This window comes from Massilia sp. Mn16-1_5 (assembly GCF_004798585.1).
In the GTDB taxonomy this organism is placed as follows: domain Bacteria; phylum Pseudomonadota; class Gammaproteobacteria; order Burkholderiales; family Burkholderiaceae_D; genus Telluria.
In genome coordinates this window covers 205,857-221,775 of record NZ_PPXQ01000006.1, presented here as the reverse complement: position 1 = coordinate 221,775, position 15,919 = coordinate 205,857, and the positions used below count along the sequence as shown (strand labels likewise).

The following is a 15,919-nucleotide window of genomic DNA, read 5'->3' as shown; positions in this document are numbered from 1 at the left end:
CCGGATCAAACGCCCCCACCCTTATTTCCATTCTCCGCGCAGCTCGCGCACCTGTTCGTACAGGTACTCCGGCGTCGCCTCCTGCGGCGCCACCGGCACGCCCACCGCCAGCGCCAGTTTCGAGCGCAGGCCGCGCGAGAACGAGCGCTCGAACAGGTTGCCCGGATCGCGCGTGAACACGCTGCCCCATAGGCCGCGCAGCGCCATCGGAATCACCGGCACCTTGCTGCGCTCGACGATCTTCGCGATGCCGCCGCGGAATTCGTTCATTTCGCCCGTCGTCGTCAGTTTCCCTTCCGGGAAGATGCAGACCAGGTCGCCCTGGTGCAGCGCCTCGGCGATGTCGACGAAGGCGCGTTCCATCATGAACGGGTCTTCCTTGGCCGGCGCGATCGGGATGGCTTTCGCGGTACGGAAAATCCAGCCCAGAAAAGGCGTCTTGAAGATGCGGTGGTCCATCACAAAGCGGATCGGGCGCGGGCTGGCGGCGCCGATGACGATGGCGTCGACATAGCTCACGTGATTGCAGACCAGCACCGCCGGTCCCTCGTCGGGGATGCGTTCGACGTCCACCGTGTTGACGCGGTGGATGGTGTGGATCAGCAGCCAGGCCAGGAAGCGCATCAGGAATTCCGGCACCAGCGAGAAGATGTAGACCGCCACCGCCGCGTTCAGCAGGGCCGTGATCAGGAACATCTGCGGAATCGAGAAGCCCTGCCCCAGCAGCAGGATCGCGACGCCGGCCGCGGCCACCATGAACAGGGCGTTCAGGATGTTCATGCCGGCGATCGTGCGCGAGACGTGCTTCGGGTCGCAGCGGGTCTGGATCAGCGCGAACAGCGGCACGATGAAGAAGCCGCCGAACACGCCGATCAGCACCAAGTCGGCCAGGATGCGCAGGCTGCCCGGCAGCGCGATCAGCGCAAAGGCATCGACGGTTGCCGTGTTGGTGTAGGCCAGGCTGGCGAAATACAGGTCGATGCCGAACAGAGAAAGGCCGATCGAGCCGAAGGGCACGAGGCCGATCTCGACCTTGCGACCGGAAAGTTTTTCGCACAGCAGCGAACCGATGCCGATCCCGAGCGAGAACACGGTCAGCAGCAGCACGAAGACGCTGTGGTCGCCGTGCAGGTAATCCTTGGCGTAGACCGGGAATTGCGATAGCACCAGGGCGCCGTAGAACCAGAACCAGGAATTGCCGAGCATGGACAGGAAGACCGTGCGGTTCTTGCTCGAGAAGCGCAGGTTGCGCACCGATTCGGTCATGAAGTTGTAGTTGATCTTCAGCTCGGGCACCGGTGCCGGCGACAGCGGGATGCGCCAGCTGGCGGCCAGGCCGAACAGGGCCATCAGCAGGCTGGCGCCGGCGACGAGTTCGATGCCGAAGGGTTTATGGGCGACCAGCAAGGCGCCGGCCACTTCGCCCAGCAGGATGCCGACGAAAGTTCCCATCTCGACCACGCCATTGCCGCCGACCAGTTCTTCCGGTTTCAAATGCTGCGGCAGGTAGGCGTACTTCACCGGGCCGAACAGGGTCGAATGCACGCCCATGCCGACCACGGCGGCGATAAGGAGCCACAAGGTGTGGGTCAGCCAGCCGACGCAGGCGACCAGCATGATGGCCACTTCCAGCAATTTGACGAAGCGCGCCAGCCTGCCCTTCTCGACTTTATCGGCGATCTGGCCGGCGGTGGCGGAAAACAGGACATAGGGCAGGATGAACAGGCCCGGGATCAGGTTGTTGAGCAGGCTAGGCGAAATCGTCGTCCAGGACAGCGCGTCGTAGGTCAGCGCCACCAGCAAGGCGGTCTTGAACAGGTTGTCGTTGAAGGCGCCGAGGAACTGGGTCCAGAAAAACGGCGCGAAGCGGCGTTGCGACAGCAGGGAAAATTGGCTCGATTGGCTCATGCAGGGTCTCTTCGGCAGTAAGTGAAGCGCAAACAGTGGCGACTGCGGTGTGTAATTTACAACACCGGCCGGGGCTTGGATACAGAAATTTACCGAGAAGCAACAAATCAAGCATGCTAAACCTCCCGGTAGCGCCAGGCGATACCGGGAGGACAGCATCTTGCATCCGCTTGATGTCGAACAAACGTCGCTAAGAGCGCTAACGAAGGCGCGAGAACAGGCGGAACAAGGGGCCGACGACCAGGATGACCGTGACCATGCGCGTGACGTGGAAGGCGGTGACGATCGGCACGCCCAGGTGCAGCACACGCGCCGTGAGCGACATCTCGGCGATGCCGCCCGGGGAGGACGCGAGAATGGCGGTGCCGGGGTGGATGCCGGTCAGATGTGCCAGCGTCAGCCCGAATCCGGCCGCGAGCAGCAGCATGATCACGGTGCAGAACGCGACGCTGGCCAGGTAGCGTGGCGCCGTATGCGCGAATTCGGGTGTGAAGCGGGTGCCGAGCGAGACGCCGATCATCAGCTGGCCGCCGCGGATCATCCATTCGGGCAGGCGCGAGAGCTGGATGCCGGACGCGGTCAGCATCATCGCCAGCATCAGCGGACCGATCACCCAGGCATTCGGGATGTCGAGGCGTTTCAGCAGCAGCGCCGCAAGGCTGGTCAGCAGCACCAGCCCGGCCAGTCCCGGATAGCTGACCACGCTCGCGAGCGGCACGAACAGGTCGTGCCCCGGGGAGCTGCCGTGCGTGCTCCACCAGCGCAGCGCGAAGGGGATGGTGGCGACCACCATCATGATGCGCAGGCTGTGGGCGGCGGCGACGCGATCGAACGCGGCGCCATGGCGCTCGCCCTGCACCGCCATCTCGGAAGCGCCGCCGACGGCCATCGCGAAGAAGGCGGTGGCGCGATCGACGCCGGACAGGCGCCGCAGCAGCCAGCCGCCTGCCAGGCCGAGCACCACCGCGAAAGCCACGGCGAGCGCGATCCAGCCCGCGTACCGGGCCAGCACCACCAGCACCGGCGCGCTGAAGTAGAGGCCGAGCGCGGTGCCGATCGCCCACTGCCCGGCTTCGCGCGCCTGCACCGGCGCGCGCAGGCGCGCTCCCAGCATGCAGGCACACGCGGTCGAAAACAGCGGCCCGATCATCCACGGCAGCGGCGTGTCGAGCCAGAGGCAGAGCTGGGCGGCGGCCAGCGCCAGTGCGAGCGCCAGCACGAAGCCGCGCCAGGGCGCGGGCGCGGCGCTGCGCGTAGCGATGGAAGTCAGAATACCCAGAGCTTCTCCGGCGGCATTTCGAGCCAGTAGGCGCCCGGATCGACACGGTGACGCGAGTAGGCGCGCACCGAGGTGTCGCCGGCCTTGAACAGGCACTCCCAGCGGTCGCCCAGGTACATGCTCGTCACCAGCGGCAGCTGCACGCCGTTGCCCACGCGCTCGCGGCTGATCTTGACGTCTTCGACGCGGATCAGGGTGGTGGCTTCAAGACCGGTATTCGCGCCGCGCGCGCTGCCATCGAGGGCGATGCCTTCGATCTGCAGTGCGACCCGGCCGCCGCTGCCGCCGTTACGTGCCAGGACCTTGGCCGGCAGGCGGTTGTTCGAGCCCATGAACTCGGCGGTGAACAGCGTGTCCGGCGTCTCGTACATGCTTTGCGGCGTGCCCTCCTGCTCGATCCTGCCGTTATTCAGCAGCAGGATGCGGTCGGCGATCGCCATCGCCTCGTTCTGGTCGTGGGTCACCATCAGGGCCGACAGGCCGAGACGCACGATCAGTTCGCGCAGGAAGACGCGCGCTTCTTCGCGCAGCTTGGCGTCCAGGTTCGACAGCGGCTCGTCGAGCAGGATCACCGGCGGGTTGTAGACCAGGGCACGGGCAATCGCCACGCGCTGCTGCTGGCCGCCCGAGAGCTGGTGCGGATAACGGCTGCCGAGATGGCCCAGGCCCAGCTGGGTCAGCACCTCGTTCACCTTGGCCTCGATCTCGGCCTTGCCGGTCTTGCGCAGCTTGAGCCCGTAGGCGACGTTGTCGAACACGGTCTTGTGCGGCCACAGCGCATAGGACTGAAACACCAGGCCCAGGTTGCGTTCCTCGGCCGGCTGTTCATGCTTGCGCGCGCCGTCGAACACGCGGCGCTCGCCGATGTCGATCGTGCCCTGGCGCGGGCTTTCCAGGCCGGCCACCGCGCGCAGCAGCGTGGTCTTGCCGCTGCCCGAAGGGCCCAGCAGGGCCACGACTTCGCCGCGCTTGAGGTGCATCGAGACCCCTTTCAGGATCGGGTTCGCGCTGGCGCCGCTGCCGTAGTCGAGGTGCAGGTCGTTGACGGTCAATACGTTCATGGTCTTGTCTCGTATGTGATTGATTGTACTGCTATACAGTTCAGTTATGCAGCTTGACGCCGAAGCGCAGCGCGATGCCCAGGCCGATCGCGACCAGGGTGATGTTGATGAACGAGAGCGCCGCCACCAGGTCGGTCGAGCCGCCGGCCCACAGCGACACCAGCATCGCCCCGATCACTTCGGTGCCCGGCGAGAGCAGGTACACGCCGGTCGAGTATTCGCGTTCGAAAATCAGGAACACCATCAGCCAGCCGCCCAGCACGCCGTACTTGATCAGGGGGAGCGTGACGTCGCGCGTCACGCGGCCGCGGGTGGCGCCGACCGCGCGCGCCGCCTCTTCCAGTTCCGGTCCGACCTGCAGCAGCGCCGTCGAGATCAGGCGCATGCCGTAGGCCAGCCAGACCACCGAGTAGGCCAGCCACAGCGCGAAGATGGTCGAGCGCAGCGCGCGCAGTTGCGGGATCAGGTTGGCCGAGAGCCAGGCGGCCACCGGGTTGTCCAGCCCCTGCAGCATGCCGTCGAGCCAGCTCGGCACGAACAGGAAGACCCACAAAAAGGAGAGGCCGGCCAAGAGGCCCGGCACCGCGCGCGGCACCAGCACGCTGTAGTCGAGCAGGCGGGTGATGCCGTCGGGTTTGCGGTGCATGGCCAGCGCGATGCCGGTGTAGCAGACCACGGCCAGCGCGCCGCCGATCACGCCGATCAGGACCGTGTTCAGGATGCCGCGCATCAGCGAGTGCTGTTCCAGGATGTCGCGGAAGTGCTGCAGGGTCAGCACGTCCATCAGGTTGACGCCCTCGCCCCAGTACTGGACGAAAGAACGCAGCACGATGCCCGACAGCGGCAGCACCACCGTGATCAGCACCCAGCCGCCCAGCAGGGCCAGTGCCAGCCACTTCCAGCGGCCCAGGGCCATCGGCTTCTGGCGCGCTCCTTTCCCCTTGATCGACACGTATTTGTTGGCCGATTTCAGCAGGCGGCGCTGCAGCATCACCAGCGGCATCGTCACCGCCACCAGGCAGACGGCGACCGCCGCCATCAGGTGATACGAGGGCGTGCCCAGTTTATTCGTCAGCTTGTACAGGTAGGTCGGCAGCACCAGGTGGCCTTCCGGGTCGCCCAGCACCAGCACCAGGCCGAACACCTCGAAGCCGAGGAAGAACACCAGCACGCCGGCATAGGCCAGGGCCGGCATGATCATCGGCAGCGAGACGTTGAACATCACCTGCAGCGGCGAGGCGCCCGAGACGCGCGCCGCTTCCTCGACGTCCGAGCCGAGGCTTTTGAGGGCCGAGGAGGCGTACAGGTAGACGTGCGGGACGTGGGTCAGGCCGGCGATCACGACGATGCTGGCGAAGGAATACACGTTCCAGGGCACGAAGCCGATCAGGTCCTTCATCCAGGTCGAATAGAAGCCCACCGGCCCCATCGAGACCACGTAGCCGAAGCCCATCACCATGGGCGACACGAAGATCGGCACCAGCAGCACCGGCGCGATCCAGCCGCGGCCCGGGAGGTCGGTGCGCACCATCAGGAAGGCGAGGATGCCGCCCAGGGGCACGGCGATCGCGGCCAGGCCGGCGGCCAGCACCAGGCCGTTACGGAAGGCGACGGCGAAATCGGGATCGTCGAAGATGAAGCGGAAGGCGTCCAGGCCCAGTTCCTTGTCCGGCATGAAGAAGGGCGCGGTCAGGAAGCTCTGGTAGAAGATGAGGATGAGCGGTACGAAGACCGCCAGCACGGTCAGCACGACGACGAGGCCGCGCGGCCAGTTCAGGCGCTTTCCGCATGCAACGGGCAATGCGGCGGCGCCGTCCGGTGCCGCATGAGCGCCGGGCAGGGAAACAGTAGACATGGAGAGATCCGATCAGAGAGAGAACAGGCGGCAGCAAGGAGCCGGGCAGAGGGACGGGCCTCGCGGCCCTCCTTCTCCCCTTCCCGCATTACTTCTTGCCGGCGGTTTCCTTCCAGTTCTTCAGGAAGGCCATGCGCGCGGCCGGTGCCAGATATTCCAGCACGTCGGTGCCGACCGGGATCGGCTTGATGTTCTTCTCGCCGACCATCTCGATCAGTTCGCTCGAGGTGGTCTCGCCCTTGACGTCGCCGCGGATCGCGAACAGCTTCGAATCGTTGGCGATGATGGTCTGGCCGCGCTGCGACAGCAGGTAGTCCATCCACAGCTTGGCGGCGTTGACGTTCTTCGCGCTCTTGTTGATGAACTGGACGCGCGACATGATCAAGGTGTAATCCTTCGGCAGCACCACGCCCAGCGACGGGTCGGTCTTGGCGCGCACCAGCGCATACGAGCCGAGCACGTTATAGCCGATCAGGTTTTCGCCCGACGAGATGCGCTCGAGCATGGTGCCGGTCGAGGACTGCACGCGCAGCTTCGCTTTGCCGAAGGCCTGCTGCAGGTTGGCGAAATCCTTGTAGTCCTGGGCATCCTGAGTCATGAACATGAAGCCCACGCCCGACTTCTCGATGTCGTAGCTGGTGACCTTGTCCTGGAACTTCGGCTGCACGATCAGCTTGGCGAAGTCCGCATGGGTCTGCGGCACTTCGGCGCCCGTCACCAGGCGCTTGTTGTAGACGATCGCGGCCGGTTCGAAGGTGGTGCCGTAGGCCATGTCCTTCCACACCGCCCAGCCCGGGATCTTGCCCGCTTCGACCGAGCGGTAAGGCAGCGCGTAGCCGCCCGAAGCCAGCTTGATCTGCAGGTCCATCGCCGAGGACCACAGCACGTCGGCGGTGCCGCCGCCGGCCGCCACTTCCGAGATGAAGCGGTTGTAGACTTCGGTCGAATTCATGTCGTTGTATTCGACGGTGATACCCGGGTAGAGCGCGTTGAAGTCGCGGATCAGGGGTTGCGCGGCCTTGCTGTCGGTCGCGCCGTAGATCACCAGCTTGCCTTCCTTCTTGGCGGCGTCGACGATCTGCTTGTAGGTGGCGGGATAGCCGGCCGGCACCTGGGCCAGGGCCGGGACGGCGCAGGCGGCGAGGATGGCGGCGGCGATGAGGGTTTTCGTTGTTTTCATGTCTGTCTCCATGGGTTGATTTTTATCCGGCTAGCGCACGACGTGGAATCGTTCGGCTTGCCGGTTGTAGTCGCTTACTGCTTGCTTGATATGGCGGGTCAGTGCCTCGCCGGTCATTGAGAATGGGTACAGGCCGGCCTCCTGGCGCATGCGCGCATAATCGGGCGAGGCCTGCAGGCGGGCGAAGGCATCCACCCAGCGGCGGTAATCGGCCTCCGCGACGCCCGGCCCCATCCACAGGCCGCGGATCAGGGGCCAGACCACGTCGACGCCCTGCTCGCGCGCGGTCGGCACGTCCTTCAGCACGCCGGGCAGGCGCTTTTCCGCCAGCACGGCCAGGATGCGCACCTTGCCGTCGCCGGCGTACAGGGCGGCCTCGGAAGCGTCGCCCGAGACCACCTGCACGAAGCCGGCGCCCATCGCGGTGAAGCTTTCGCCGCCGCCTTCCAGGGCGACGAAGCGCAGCCGCTTCGGATCGATGCCGGCGTGCTGTGCCAGGATGGCCATCTTCAGCCAGTCCTGGCTGCCGATGGTGCCGGAGACGCCGATCAGCACCGATTGCGGATCGCGCCGGATGGCGTCGAACAGCGCGCGCAGGCTGCGGTAAGGAGAGTTGGCGCGCACGGCGATCATGCCGTAGTCGGCGCCGAGGGCCGCGACCCAGCGCACGTCATTGGCGGTGGCCTTGCCGAACTTGCCCTGCGCGAGGTTCAGCAGCGAGCCGCCGGAAAAGGCGACCAGCGTGTTCGGCTCGGCGCGCCGCTGCGACACCAGCGTGTGCCAGGCCACCGCGCCGATCCCGCCCGGCATGTAGCTCAGCTTAACGTTCAGCTTCACCCCGGTATCCCTGGCGCCCGCCTCCAGGCCCTTGCGGACCAGCTTGCAGGTCAGGTCCATCGCGCCGCCCGGCTTCGACGGCACCACGCACTCGGCGTCGAGCGCGTATGCCGGGAAAGCACAGGCGAGCAGAACCAGCGACACGAACGTGCGCATCATGACTGCCTCCGGATGGACGGAAGGATTAGAAGCGGTGCTGGATGCCTGCGGTGACGCCGGTCTGCGAGGTGCCGAAGCCGGCGTCGTCGCGCGACAGGCCGACCAGCTGGTCGTGCTTGCCCTTCACGTGGGCCGCCGACAGATACAGGTCGGTGCGCTTGGATAGCGCATACATTCCGCGTACCACCAGCATGGTCGGGTCGGCGTCCTGGTTGGCCGCGACGTTCTTGACGTTGACGTGGTAGACGGCGCCGGTCAGGGTGACCTTGCCGATGGTGTCGACCACGCCGAGCCAGTAGGTGTCGGCGCGCACGTCGGCGGCGTTGGCGCGGCCCTGCTCCTGCTTGTAGCCGCGCATCGCCGCGAAGTAGCTGAAGTTACCGGTCTTGTAGTTGGCGCCGAGGTGGAATACCTTGGCTTCGTCGCGGCGGCCGGTGGCGGCCACCAGGTTGCCGTTGACCTGCTCGAAGGCGGCCATCAGGCCCAGGCCCGCATGGTTCCAGGCGCCCGCGACGGCATACTTACGGCTATCGCTGCTGTTGTTCGGCTGTTCGCCCAGGCCGACGCTGGCGCCGTAGCTGAACTCGCCGGTCGTGCCCGAGTACTTGATCAGGTTATCGAAAGCGGTCGTCATGCCGTACTTCGACGGGCCGGTGGCCGCGCCCGAGGTGGCCCACGAGTAGTTCGGCGCAAAGCCCATCGGATCGTACTTGATGACGAAGTCGTAGACCGTGGTGAACGAGCGGCCGATGACGGCGCGGCCGAACTTGCCGTCCAGGCCGACATAGGCCTGGCGCTTGAACAGGGCGCCGTCGGCGGCGCCGGTATCCATCAGGATGCCGCCTTCCAGGCCGAAGACGGCTTTCAGGCCGCTGCCCAGGTCTTCGCTGCCCTTGAAGCCCCAGCGCGAGGTGTTCTTGCCGCCCGAGATCACTTTCACCACGCTGTCGCCGTCGGCGTTGGCATGATTGACGTACTCGACGCCGGCGTCGATCAGGCCATAGACCTGGACGTTGGTTTGGGCGTGGGCGGTGGCGCTAAAGGAAAGCGCTGCCAGGACGGCGAGCGCGAGCTGGGATTTCTTCATACTATCTCCGATTGTCGTTATGTTTTTGACCTGCTGTGTTCACTATATGTGCGCCTTCCTTTCATTTCGCTTTCAAGCCGCACCGGATTGATGCACGGGCGGCCAACACACTCGGGCACTGGCCGCCGCGCGCGCTTTGCGCTTACACTTGGTGCCCATGCGAATACTGTTAGTTGAAGACCATGTCGAGCTGTCGCACTGGGTATCGAAGGCCCTGCGCGACGCCAACCTCACCGTCGAATGCGCCGCCAACGGCGCCGACGCCGACGCCCTGCTGCATACCCAGGACTATGCGCTGGTGATCCTCGACCTCACCCTGCCGAAGATGGACGGCCTCGACGTGCTGCGCCGCCTGCGCGCGCGCGGCGGTGCGCGCGGCAAGACGCCGGTCCTGATCCTGACCGCGCGCGGCGGACTGGAAGAAAAGGTGCAGGGACTGAACCTGGGCGCGGACGACTACCTGCCCAAGCCGTTCGAACTGGCTGAATTGGAAGCGCGCGTCAAAGCGCTGCTGCGGCGCAGTGTCGGCAACGAGGCGCTGGTGCACCAATGTGGTGCACTCAGCTTCGACACGGTAACGCGCATGTTCACCTACGGCGGCGAGCCGCTGGCACTGACGCCGCGCGAGCATGCGGTGCTGGAAACGCTGATCGCGCGCCAGGGCCGCGCGGTCTCGAAAGAGAAGCTGTTCGACGAAGTCTTCGCCCTCGACGACGACGCCAACATCGACGCCATCGAGCTCTACATCCACCGAGTGCGCAAGAAGCTCGACAAACGGCCCGACAACGGCGCCGCGATCGTCACCCTGCGCGGCATCGGCTACCTGCTGCAGCCGCGCGGCGCTCATTGACTCAATGAGTGAGTCGATGGCCCCGTTCGCGGTCTTGCGGCGTTACGCCGGCGGCGGTCCACCGCTCGGCAGCCTGCGCGGCCAGCTGCTGCGCTGGCTGCTGGTGCCTTTGCTGATCCTGGTCGCGATTAATTCCGTTTCGCTCTACCGCGATGCGCTGGAAGCGGCCGACATCGCCTACGACCGTTCGCTGCTGGCCTCCACCCGCGCACTGGCCGAGCGGGTATCGGTACGCGACGGTAAAGTCGTGGCCGACGTGCCCTACGTCGCGCTCGACAGCTTCGAGACCGATACCCTGGGCCGCATCTTCTACCGCGTCACCGGCCTGCATGGCGAGACCGTGTCCGGCTACCCCGACCTCCCCGCCGTGCCGGCGAACGTGCCCCGCTCGGAACTGTATCCGGCCCTGGTGCGCTTCTACCAGGCCGACTACAACGGCGAGCCGGTGCGCATCGCCGCCCTGCTGCAGCCTGTCTACGACGATTCGATGCGCGGCATCGCCCTGATCCAGGTCGGCGAAACGCTCGACGCGCGGCGCGCGCTGTCGCGCCGCATCCTGATCAACACGCTGGCGCGCCAGGCGGTGCTGGTGCTGGCGGTGGGTACCCTGGTCTGGTTCGCCGTGCGCCTGGTGCTGCAGCCCCTGATGCGCCTGAAGAACGAGGTCGAGACGCGGCCCGTGTCCGACCTCTCGAACGTCGACCCGGCCATGGTGCACCGTGAGGTGCGCCCGCTGGTGGGCGCGATGAACGGGGCGATGGGACGGTTGCAGCAGCTGATCGCCGGCCAGCGCCGCTTCATCGCCGATGCCTCGCACCAGCTGCGTACGCCGCTCACGGTGCTCAAGACCCAGGCCGAGCTGGCCCTGCGCGAGAACGACCCGGCCGCGATGCGCGAGATCGTGCGCTCGATCGCCACCACCACGGATTCGGCCGTGCACCTGGCGAACCGGCTCCTGAGCCTGGCGCGCATCGAGCACGGCGGCGACAGCGCGGCCATGGCGCGGGTGGCGCTGCCGGACGTGGTGCGCCAGGTCGGCCTCGAGCTGGCCCTGCCGGCGGTGCAGAAATCGGTCGACCTGTCGTTCGAGGCAAGCGGCGAGGCCGTGGTCGAAGGCCAGGCGCTGCTGCTGCACGAACTGGTGAGCAACCTGGTCGACAACGCGATCCGCTACACCCCGCCGGGCGGCGCGGTGCTGCTGCGGGTGCTGGAACAGGAAAAGGAAGTCGTGCTGGAAGTGGCCGACAGCGGCCCGGGCATTCCCGAAGCCGAACGCGACAAGGTATTCGCGCCCTTCTACCGCGCCGGGTCGGCGCTGGAGAGCAATCCCGGCGGCACGGGTCTCGGGCTGGCAATCGTGCGCGACATCGTCGCGCTGCACCGGGGCACGGTCAGCCTGGCGGCGAGTGCGGAGGGAGGCTTGAAGGTGCTGGTGACGCTGCCGGCGGCAGGCAAAATTGACGCGGATCAACGCGCTTGAGACAGCGCAAGCGGCGCTTTTGTGAGGCGCCTTGTGCAGCGCAGCGTGAGTAGAATGCTCGGATGAATTCGCCCAAGCTCCCATCCATCCAGCGCGGCGCGCTTGACGCGCCGTATGACGACATCGAGTACGCGCTGCTCGATCTCACCACCGCTTCGCTCGACGAGGAAGACGGCATGCCCGCTCCGACCGTCGACGAATTCGCGCTCGAATTCCTGATCGAGTGCAGTCCCCCGCCCCGAACAGGCGGGCGACAGGCGAGCTGATTTTTAGCTGAGCGTCTCGAGCCTGATCCGGATCACCTTCCCGACCACCGAGCCGAGCGCTTCGATGCGCTCGATGGCGGCGTTGACGTTCTTTTCGCGCGTCTGGTGGGTGATCATGATGATGTCGGTGCGGGCGTCGCCGTGCGTGCCCTTTTGCAGGACCGCGTCGATCGAGATGCCGGCGTCGGCCAGGATACGGGTCAGGTCGGCCATCACGCCGATCTGGTCGTTCACGTACACGCGCAGGTAGTAGCTGGTCGTGATCTCCGACATCGGCAGGATCGCCACGTCGGTCATCTGGTTCGGCTGGAAGGCCAGGTGCGGCACGCGGCAGTACGGGTCGACGGTGGCCAGGCGCGTCACGTCGACCAGGTCGGCGATGACGGCGGACGCGGTCGGCTCCGAGCCGGCGCCCTTGCCGTAGTAGAGGGTGGAGCCGACGGCATCGGCCTCGACCAGCACCGCGTTCATCGCGCCTTCGACATTCGCGATCAGGCGCGTGGCCGGGATCAGGGTCGGGTGCACGCGCAGTTCGATGCCCTCGACCCCATCGACGCTGGCGCGGCGCGTGATGCCGAGCAGCTTGATGCGGTAGCCGAGCTGTTCGGCGTAGCGGATGTCGTCGGCCTGCAGCGTGCTGATGCCCTCGACGTGGGCCTTGTCGAACTGGACCGGGATGCCGAAGGCGATCGAGGACATGATCATCAGCTTGTGGGCGGCGTCCACGCCTTCGATGTCGAAGGTCGGGTCGGCCTCGGCGTAACCGAGTTCCTGGGCTTTCTTCAGCACCTCGGCGAAGTCGAGCCCCTTGTCGCGCATCTCGGACAGGATGAAGTTGGTGGTGCCGTTGATGATGCCGGCCACCGACTCGATGCGGTTCGCGGTCAGGCCTTCGCGTAGCGCCTTGATGATCGGCACGCCGCCGGCGACGGCTGCCTCGAAGGCGACCATCACGCCCTTTTCCTGGGCGGCGGCGAAGATTTCGTTGCCGTGCAGCGCCAGCAGGGCCTTGTTCGCCGTGACCACGTGCTTGCCGTTGGCAATCGCCTTCAGGACCAGCTCGCGCGGCAGGTCGTAGCCGCCGATCAGTTCGACGACGATGTCGACATCGGGGCTGTCCACGACCAGGAAGGGATCGTCGACCACCTGGCAGGCGCCGGCGCCGGCGCCGACGATGCGCGCCGCACGCTCAAGGTTGCGGGCGGCGACCATGGTGATTTCGATGCCGCGGCCGGCGCGGCGACGAATGTCTTCCTGGTTACGCTGCAGCACGTTGAAGGTGCCGGCACCGACGGTGCCGATACCGAGGAGGCCAACTTTGATGGGTTTCATGGTCGATATACAGTGATTAGCGCGCGTGGCGTCGTCGGTAACCGTCGAGGAAGCGTGCGATGCGTCCGCAGGCATCCGTCAGGTCGTCGGAATTGGGCAGGAACACGAGCCGGAAGTGGTCCGGCGAGTGCCAGTTGAAGCCGGTGCCTTGCACCAGCAAAACCTTTTCCTCGCCCAGCAGTTCGCAAATGAACTGCTGGTCGTCGGCGATCGGATACATCGCCGGGTCCAGGCGCGGGAACATGTAGAGCGCCGCTTTTGGCTTGACGCAGGACACACCCGGAATATCGGTCAACAGCTTGTGCGCGAGGTCGCGCTGCTTGAGCAGGCGTCCGCCGGGGCCGACCAGGTCGTTGATGCTCTGGTAGCCGCCGAGCGCGGTCTGGATCGCGAACTGCCCGGGCGCGTTCGCGCACAGGCGCATCGAGGCCAGCATGTTGAGGCCTTCGATATAGTCTTTCGCATGGCGTTTTTCGCCGGAGATCACCATCCAGCCGGCGCGGTAGCCGCAGGAGCGGTAGTTCTTCGACAGGCCATTCAGGGTCACGAACAACACGTCGTCGGCCAACGAGGCGATCGAATCGTGCTGGTGGCCGTCGTAGAGTACTTTGTCGTAGATCTCGTCGGCGTAGATGATCAGGCTGTGCTGGCGCGCCAGCTCGATGATGTCGAGCAGGACTTCGCGCGGATACAGGGCGCCGGTCGGGTTGTTCGGGTTGATGACGACGATCGCGCGCGTGTTCGGCGTGATCTTCTTGCGCATGTCGGCGATGTCGGGCATCCAGCCGGCCTGCTCGTCGCACACGTAGTGCACCGGGGCGCCGCCGGCCAGGCTGACGGCCGCGGTCCACAGCGGGTAGTCGGGCGCCGGCACCAGCACTTCGTCGCCGTTGTTCAGCAGGCCCTGCATCGCCATCACGATCAGTTCGGAGGCGCCATTGCCCAGGTAGATGTCGTCGATCTTGACGTTGGCGATCTTCTTTTGCTGGGTGTAGTGCATGACCGCCTTGCGCGGCGCGAACATGCCCTTCGAATCGGTATAGCCGGCCGCGCCGTGCATGTTGCGGATCATGTCCTGCATGATCTCGTCGGGCGGATCGAAACCGAACACGGCGAGGTTGCCGATATTTAGTTTGATGATCTTGTGGCCGTCGTCTTCCATCTGGCGCGCCTGCTCCAGTGCAGGGCCGCGGATTTCGTAGCAAACGTCGTCGAGCTTGTTCGATTTCAGAATCGGTCGCAAATGATCACCTTTTTTGTCAAAACGCCGGCCCGCATGTTGCAGTGCGAAAAATACCATTCTGCCGAAAGCTTCAGATTTAAGCAACCTTGCTTCGGCCCGGCATGGCGGAGCGGCAAACGTGACGGAAAGGTTACAATGGCAGCCCGTTCCGTCGCTTGAATCCGCCATGAAGCTCCACTCCGACAACACTCAACAATACCAGACCGTCACCGGCTACGATGCCTCGGGTGTGGAAATCAATGCCCAGCGTTTCGACTACAGCGTGCTGGTGATGCCCGAGACAGCGCCCCGCCCCTGGGACGTCAAGCGTTTCGAAGACCTGCAAGCCGCGCACTTCGACCAGATCGCGCTTGACGCGCCCGACGTCGTCATCCTCGGCACCGGCGAGCGCCAGCGCTTCGTCCACCCGCGCCTGATCGGGTCCCTGTCGGCACGCCACATCGGCGTCGAATCGATGGACAGCCAGGCCGCCTGCCGCACCTACAACGTGCTGATGGGTGAAGGACGCAAGGTGACGCTGGCGCTGATCATCGAAGGCACGCCCGCCTGACACGGCGCACGCTGATAGTTGCTCTATTGAATGGTAGCCTTTCGTCTCCATATTGAAGCGGCTATTGACATATCGGCATGCCAGGCTGGCATCCGAATGCATGGCCGATTATGATGAGAGGGATGCAGGATGGCTCAGACCGATCCTGCCCCGTTACCTGTCCAGGAGAATCCCGTGGCCGTCAGCACCAGCGCAGCATCCGTAGAGAATTTTTCCGCCGCCATGACCGGCGACCAGACCTTCCAGCTCGGCGGACGTCCGGCCAAATACACGGTGCTGTACTTCTACCCGAAGGACAATACGCCGGGCTGCACGACCGAGAGCATGGCCTTCCGCGACAAACACGACGAATTCCTGGCCGCCGGCGCCGAAGTCTACGGCATCAGCCGCGATTCGCTGCGCTCGCACGAAGGCTTCAAATCCAAGCTCGGCCTGCCTTTCGAACTGATCTCCGACCCCGAAGAACTGGTGTGCAACCAGTTTGGCGTGATGAAGAATAAGATGATGTACGGCAAGCAAGTCAGGGGGGTCGAGCGCAGTACGTTTGTCGTTGACGCTTCCGGCCGATTGGTGAAAGAATGGCGTGGCGTGAAGGTCAACGATCACGTCGATGAAGTGCTGGAATTTGTGAAGAGCCAGCCTTGAACAGCTGAGCTCCAGTTGATAACTTTGCTGGACGAACCCCTTCATTTTGAGTCAACGCTTTAACAGAGCATCATTCCCATCCGGCTGCCTGCCACGCCGCCCTTCGGTACTGGCCCGCGCCTCGCTGTATTTCCAAGTTGCATCTAACTCGCCCGCCGGCCTGTCCCCGACACGCCGGCGCATGGCG

General features: G+C 65.3%; 14 protein-coding genes. 5 read left to right on the top strand and 9 right to left on the bottom strand.

The features are described from left to right. Window positions 1–21: 21 nt before the first annotated feature. The 7 genes from C2862_RS09285 to C2862_RS09255 all read right to left on the bottom strand — a co-directional run bounded on the left by C2862_RS09285 (window position 22) and on the right by C2862_RS09255 (window position 9,366). Window positions 22–1,908, bottom strand: coding sequence for an MFS transporter (locus C2862_RS09285; RefSeq protein WP_136219843.1), 1,887 nt, complete (start codon window positions 1,906–1,908; stop codon window positions 22–24). Between the two features lie 199 nt (window positions 1,909–2,107). Next, window positions 2,108–3,124, bottom strand: coding sequence for an AbrB family transcriptional regulator (locus C2862_RS09280; protein ID WP_136219915.1), 1,017 nt, complete (start codon window positions 3,122–3,124; stop codon window positions 2,108–2,110). Between the two features lie 50 nt (window positions 3,125–3,174). Beyond that, window positions 3,175–4,248: an ABC transporter ATP-binding protein gene (locus tag C2862_RS09275; RefSeq protein ID WP_136219842.1), complete on the bottom strand. Its 1,074-nt coding sequence runs from the start codon at window positions 4,246–4,248 to the stop codon at window positions 3,175–3,177. Window positions 4,249–4,288: 40 nt separating this feature from the next. After that, window positions 4,289–6,103, bottom strand: coding sequence for an iron ABC transporter permease (locus C2862_RS09270; RefSeq protein WP_136219841.1), 1,815 nt, complete (start codon window positions 6,101–6,103; stop codon window positions 4,289–4,291). An 88-nt stretch (window positions 6,104–6,191) separates the two neighbouring features. After that, entirely contained in the window at window positions 6,192–7,283 is a 1,092-nt protein-coding gene (locus C2862_RS09265) for an ABC transporter substrate-binding protein (protein ID WP_136219840.1), read from the bottom strand. Between the two features lie 30 nt (window positions 7,284–7,313). Beyond that, on the bottom strand, window positions 7,314–8,279 hold the full coding sequence (locus C2862_RS09260; protein ID WP_136219839.1) for a tripartite tricarboxylate transporter substrate binding protein: 966 nt from the start codon (window positions 8,277–8,279) through the stop codon (window positions 7,314–7,316). Between the two features lie 25 nt (window positions 8,280–8,304). Continuing rightward, window positions 8,305–9,366 carry a porin gene (locus C2862_RS09255; RefSeq protein ID WP_136219838.1) on the bottom strand — a complete coding sequence of 354 codons (1,062 nt, stop codon included), beginning with the start codon at window positions 9,364–9,366 and terminating at the stop codon, window positions 8,305–8,307. A gap of 157 nt (window positions 9,367–9,523) precedes the next feature. Between C2862_RS09255 and C2862_RS09250 the strand changes: the two genes are divergently transcribed. The 3 genes from C2862_RS09250 to C2862_RS09240 all read left to right on the top strand — a co-directional run bounded on the left by C2862_RS09250 (window position 9,524) and on the right by C2862_RS09240 (window position 11,962). Further along, a complete protein-coding gene (locus C2862_RS09250; protein WP_136219837.1) occupies window positions 9,524–10,216 on the top strand; it encodes a response regulator in 693 nt (230 codons plus the stop codon). Window positions 10,217–10,232: 16 nt separating this feature from the next. Continuing rightward, a complete protein-coding gene (locus tag C2862_RS09245; protein WP_136219836.1) occupies window positions 10,233–11,696 on the top strand; it encodes a sensor histidine kinase in 1,464 nt (487 codons plus the stop codon). A 62-nt stretch (window positions 11,697–11,758) separates the two neighbouring features. After that, entirely contained in the window at window positions 11,759–11,962 is a 204-nt protein-coding gene (locus tag C2862_RS09240) for a hypothetical protein (RefSeq protein WP_136219835.1), read from the top strand. A 3-nt stretch (window positions 11,963–11,965) separates the two neighbouring features. Here C2862_RS09240 and C2862_RS09235 read toward each other — a convergent pair whose 3' ends face one another. Together C2862_RS09235 and C2862_RS09230 are read right to left on the bottom strand one after the other, a co-directional pair. Continuing rightward, on the bottom strand, window positions 11,966–13,294 hold the full coding sequence (locus tag C2862_RS09235; protein WP_136219834.1) for a homoserine dehydrogenase: 1,329 nt from the start codon (window positions 13,292–13,294) through the stop codon (window positions 11,966–11,968). A 16-nt stretch (window positions 13,295–13,310) separates the two neighbouring features. Continuing rightward, window positions 13,311–14,537, bottom strand: coding sequence for a pyridoxal phosphate-dependent aminotransferase (locus C2862_RS09230; RefSeq protein ID WP_136219833.1), 1,227 nt, complete (start codon window positions 14,535–14,537; stop codon window positions 13,311–13,313). A gap of 166 nt (window positions 14,538–14,703) precedes the next feature. On the opposite strand from C2862_RS09230, the gene C2862_RS09225 reads away from it, so the two are divergent. Continuing rightward, on the top strand, window positions 14,704–15,087 hold the full coding sequence (locus tag C2862_RS09225) for an Mth938-like domain-containing protein (RefSeq protein WP_136219832.1): 384 nt from the start codon (window positions 14,704–14,706) through the stop codon (window positions 15,085–15,087). Between the two features lie 174 nt (window positions 15,088–15,261). Then, complete coding sequence (locus tag C2862_RS09220) at window positions 15,262–15,732, top strand: peroxiredoxin (protein ID WP_267873525.1); 471 nt, start codon at window positions 15,262–15,264, stop codon at window positions 15,730–15,732. Window positions 15,733–15,919: the final 187 nt, after the last annotated feature.

Bases quoted from the DNA above. Each gene is read 5' to 3' on its own strand.
- C2862_RS09285 (WP_136219843.1), bottom strand. From the start codon at position 1,908: ATGAGCCAATCGAGCCAATTTTCCCTGCTGTCGCAACGCCGCTTCGCG.
- C2862_RS09240 (WP_136219835.1), top strand. From the start codon at position 11,759: ATGAATTCGCCCAAGCTCCCATCCATCCAGCGCGGCGCGCTTGACGCG.
- C2862_RS09235 (WP_136219834.1), bottom strand. From the start codon at position 13,294: ATGAAACCCATCAAAGTTGGCCTCCTCGGTATCGGCACCGTCGGTGCC.
- C2862_RS09270 (WP_136219841.1), bottom strand. From the start codon at position 6,103: ATGTCTACTGTTTCCCTGCCCGGCGCTCATGCGGCACCGGACGGCGCC.
- C2862_RS09255 (WP_136219838.1), bottom strand. From the start codon at position 9,366: ATGAAGAAATCCCAGCTCGCGCTCGCCGTCCTGGCAGCGCTTTCCTTT.
- C2862_RS09275 (WP_136219842.1), bottom strand. From the start codon at position 4,248: ATGAACGTATTGACCGTCAACGACCTGCACCTCGACTACGGCAGCGGC.
- C2862_RS09265 (WP_136219840.1), bottom strand. From the start codon at position 7,283: ATGAAAACAACGAAAACCCTCATCGCCGCCGCCATCCTCGCCGCCTGC.
- C2862_RS09225 (WP_136219832.1), top strand. From the start codon at position 14,704: ATGAAGCTCCACTCCGACAACACTCAACAATACCAGACCGTCACCGGC.
- C2862_RS09260 (WP_136219839.1), bottom strand. From the start codon at position 8,279: ATGATGCGCACGTTCGTGTCGCTGGTTCTGCTCGCCTGTGCTTTCCCG.
- C2862_RS09245 (WP_136219836.1), top strand. From the start codon at position 10,233: ATGGCCCCGTTCGCGGTCTTGCGGCGTTACGCCGGCGGCGGTCCACCG.
- C2862_RS09250 (WP_136219837.1), top strand. From the start codon at position 9,524: ATGCGAATACTGTTAGTTGAAGACCATGTCGAGCTGTCGCACTGGGTA.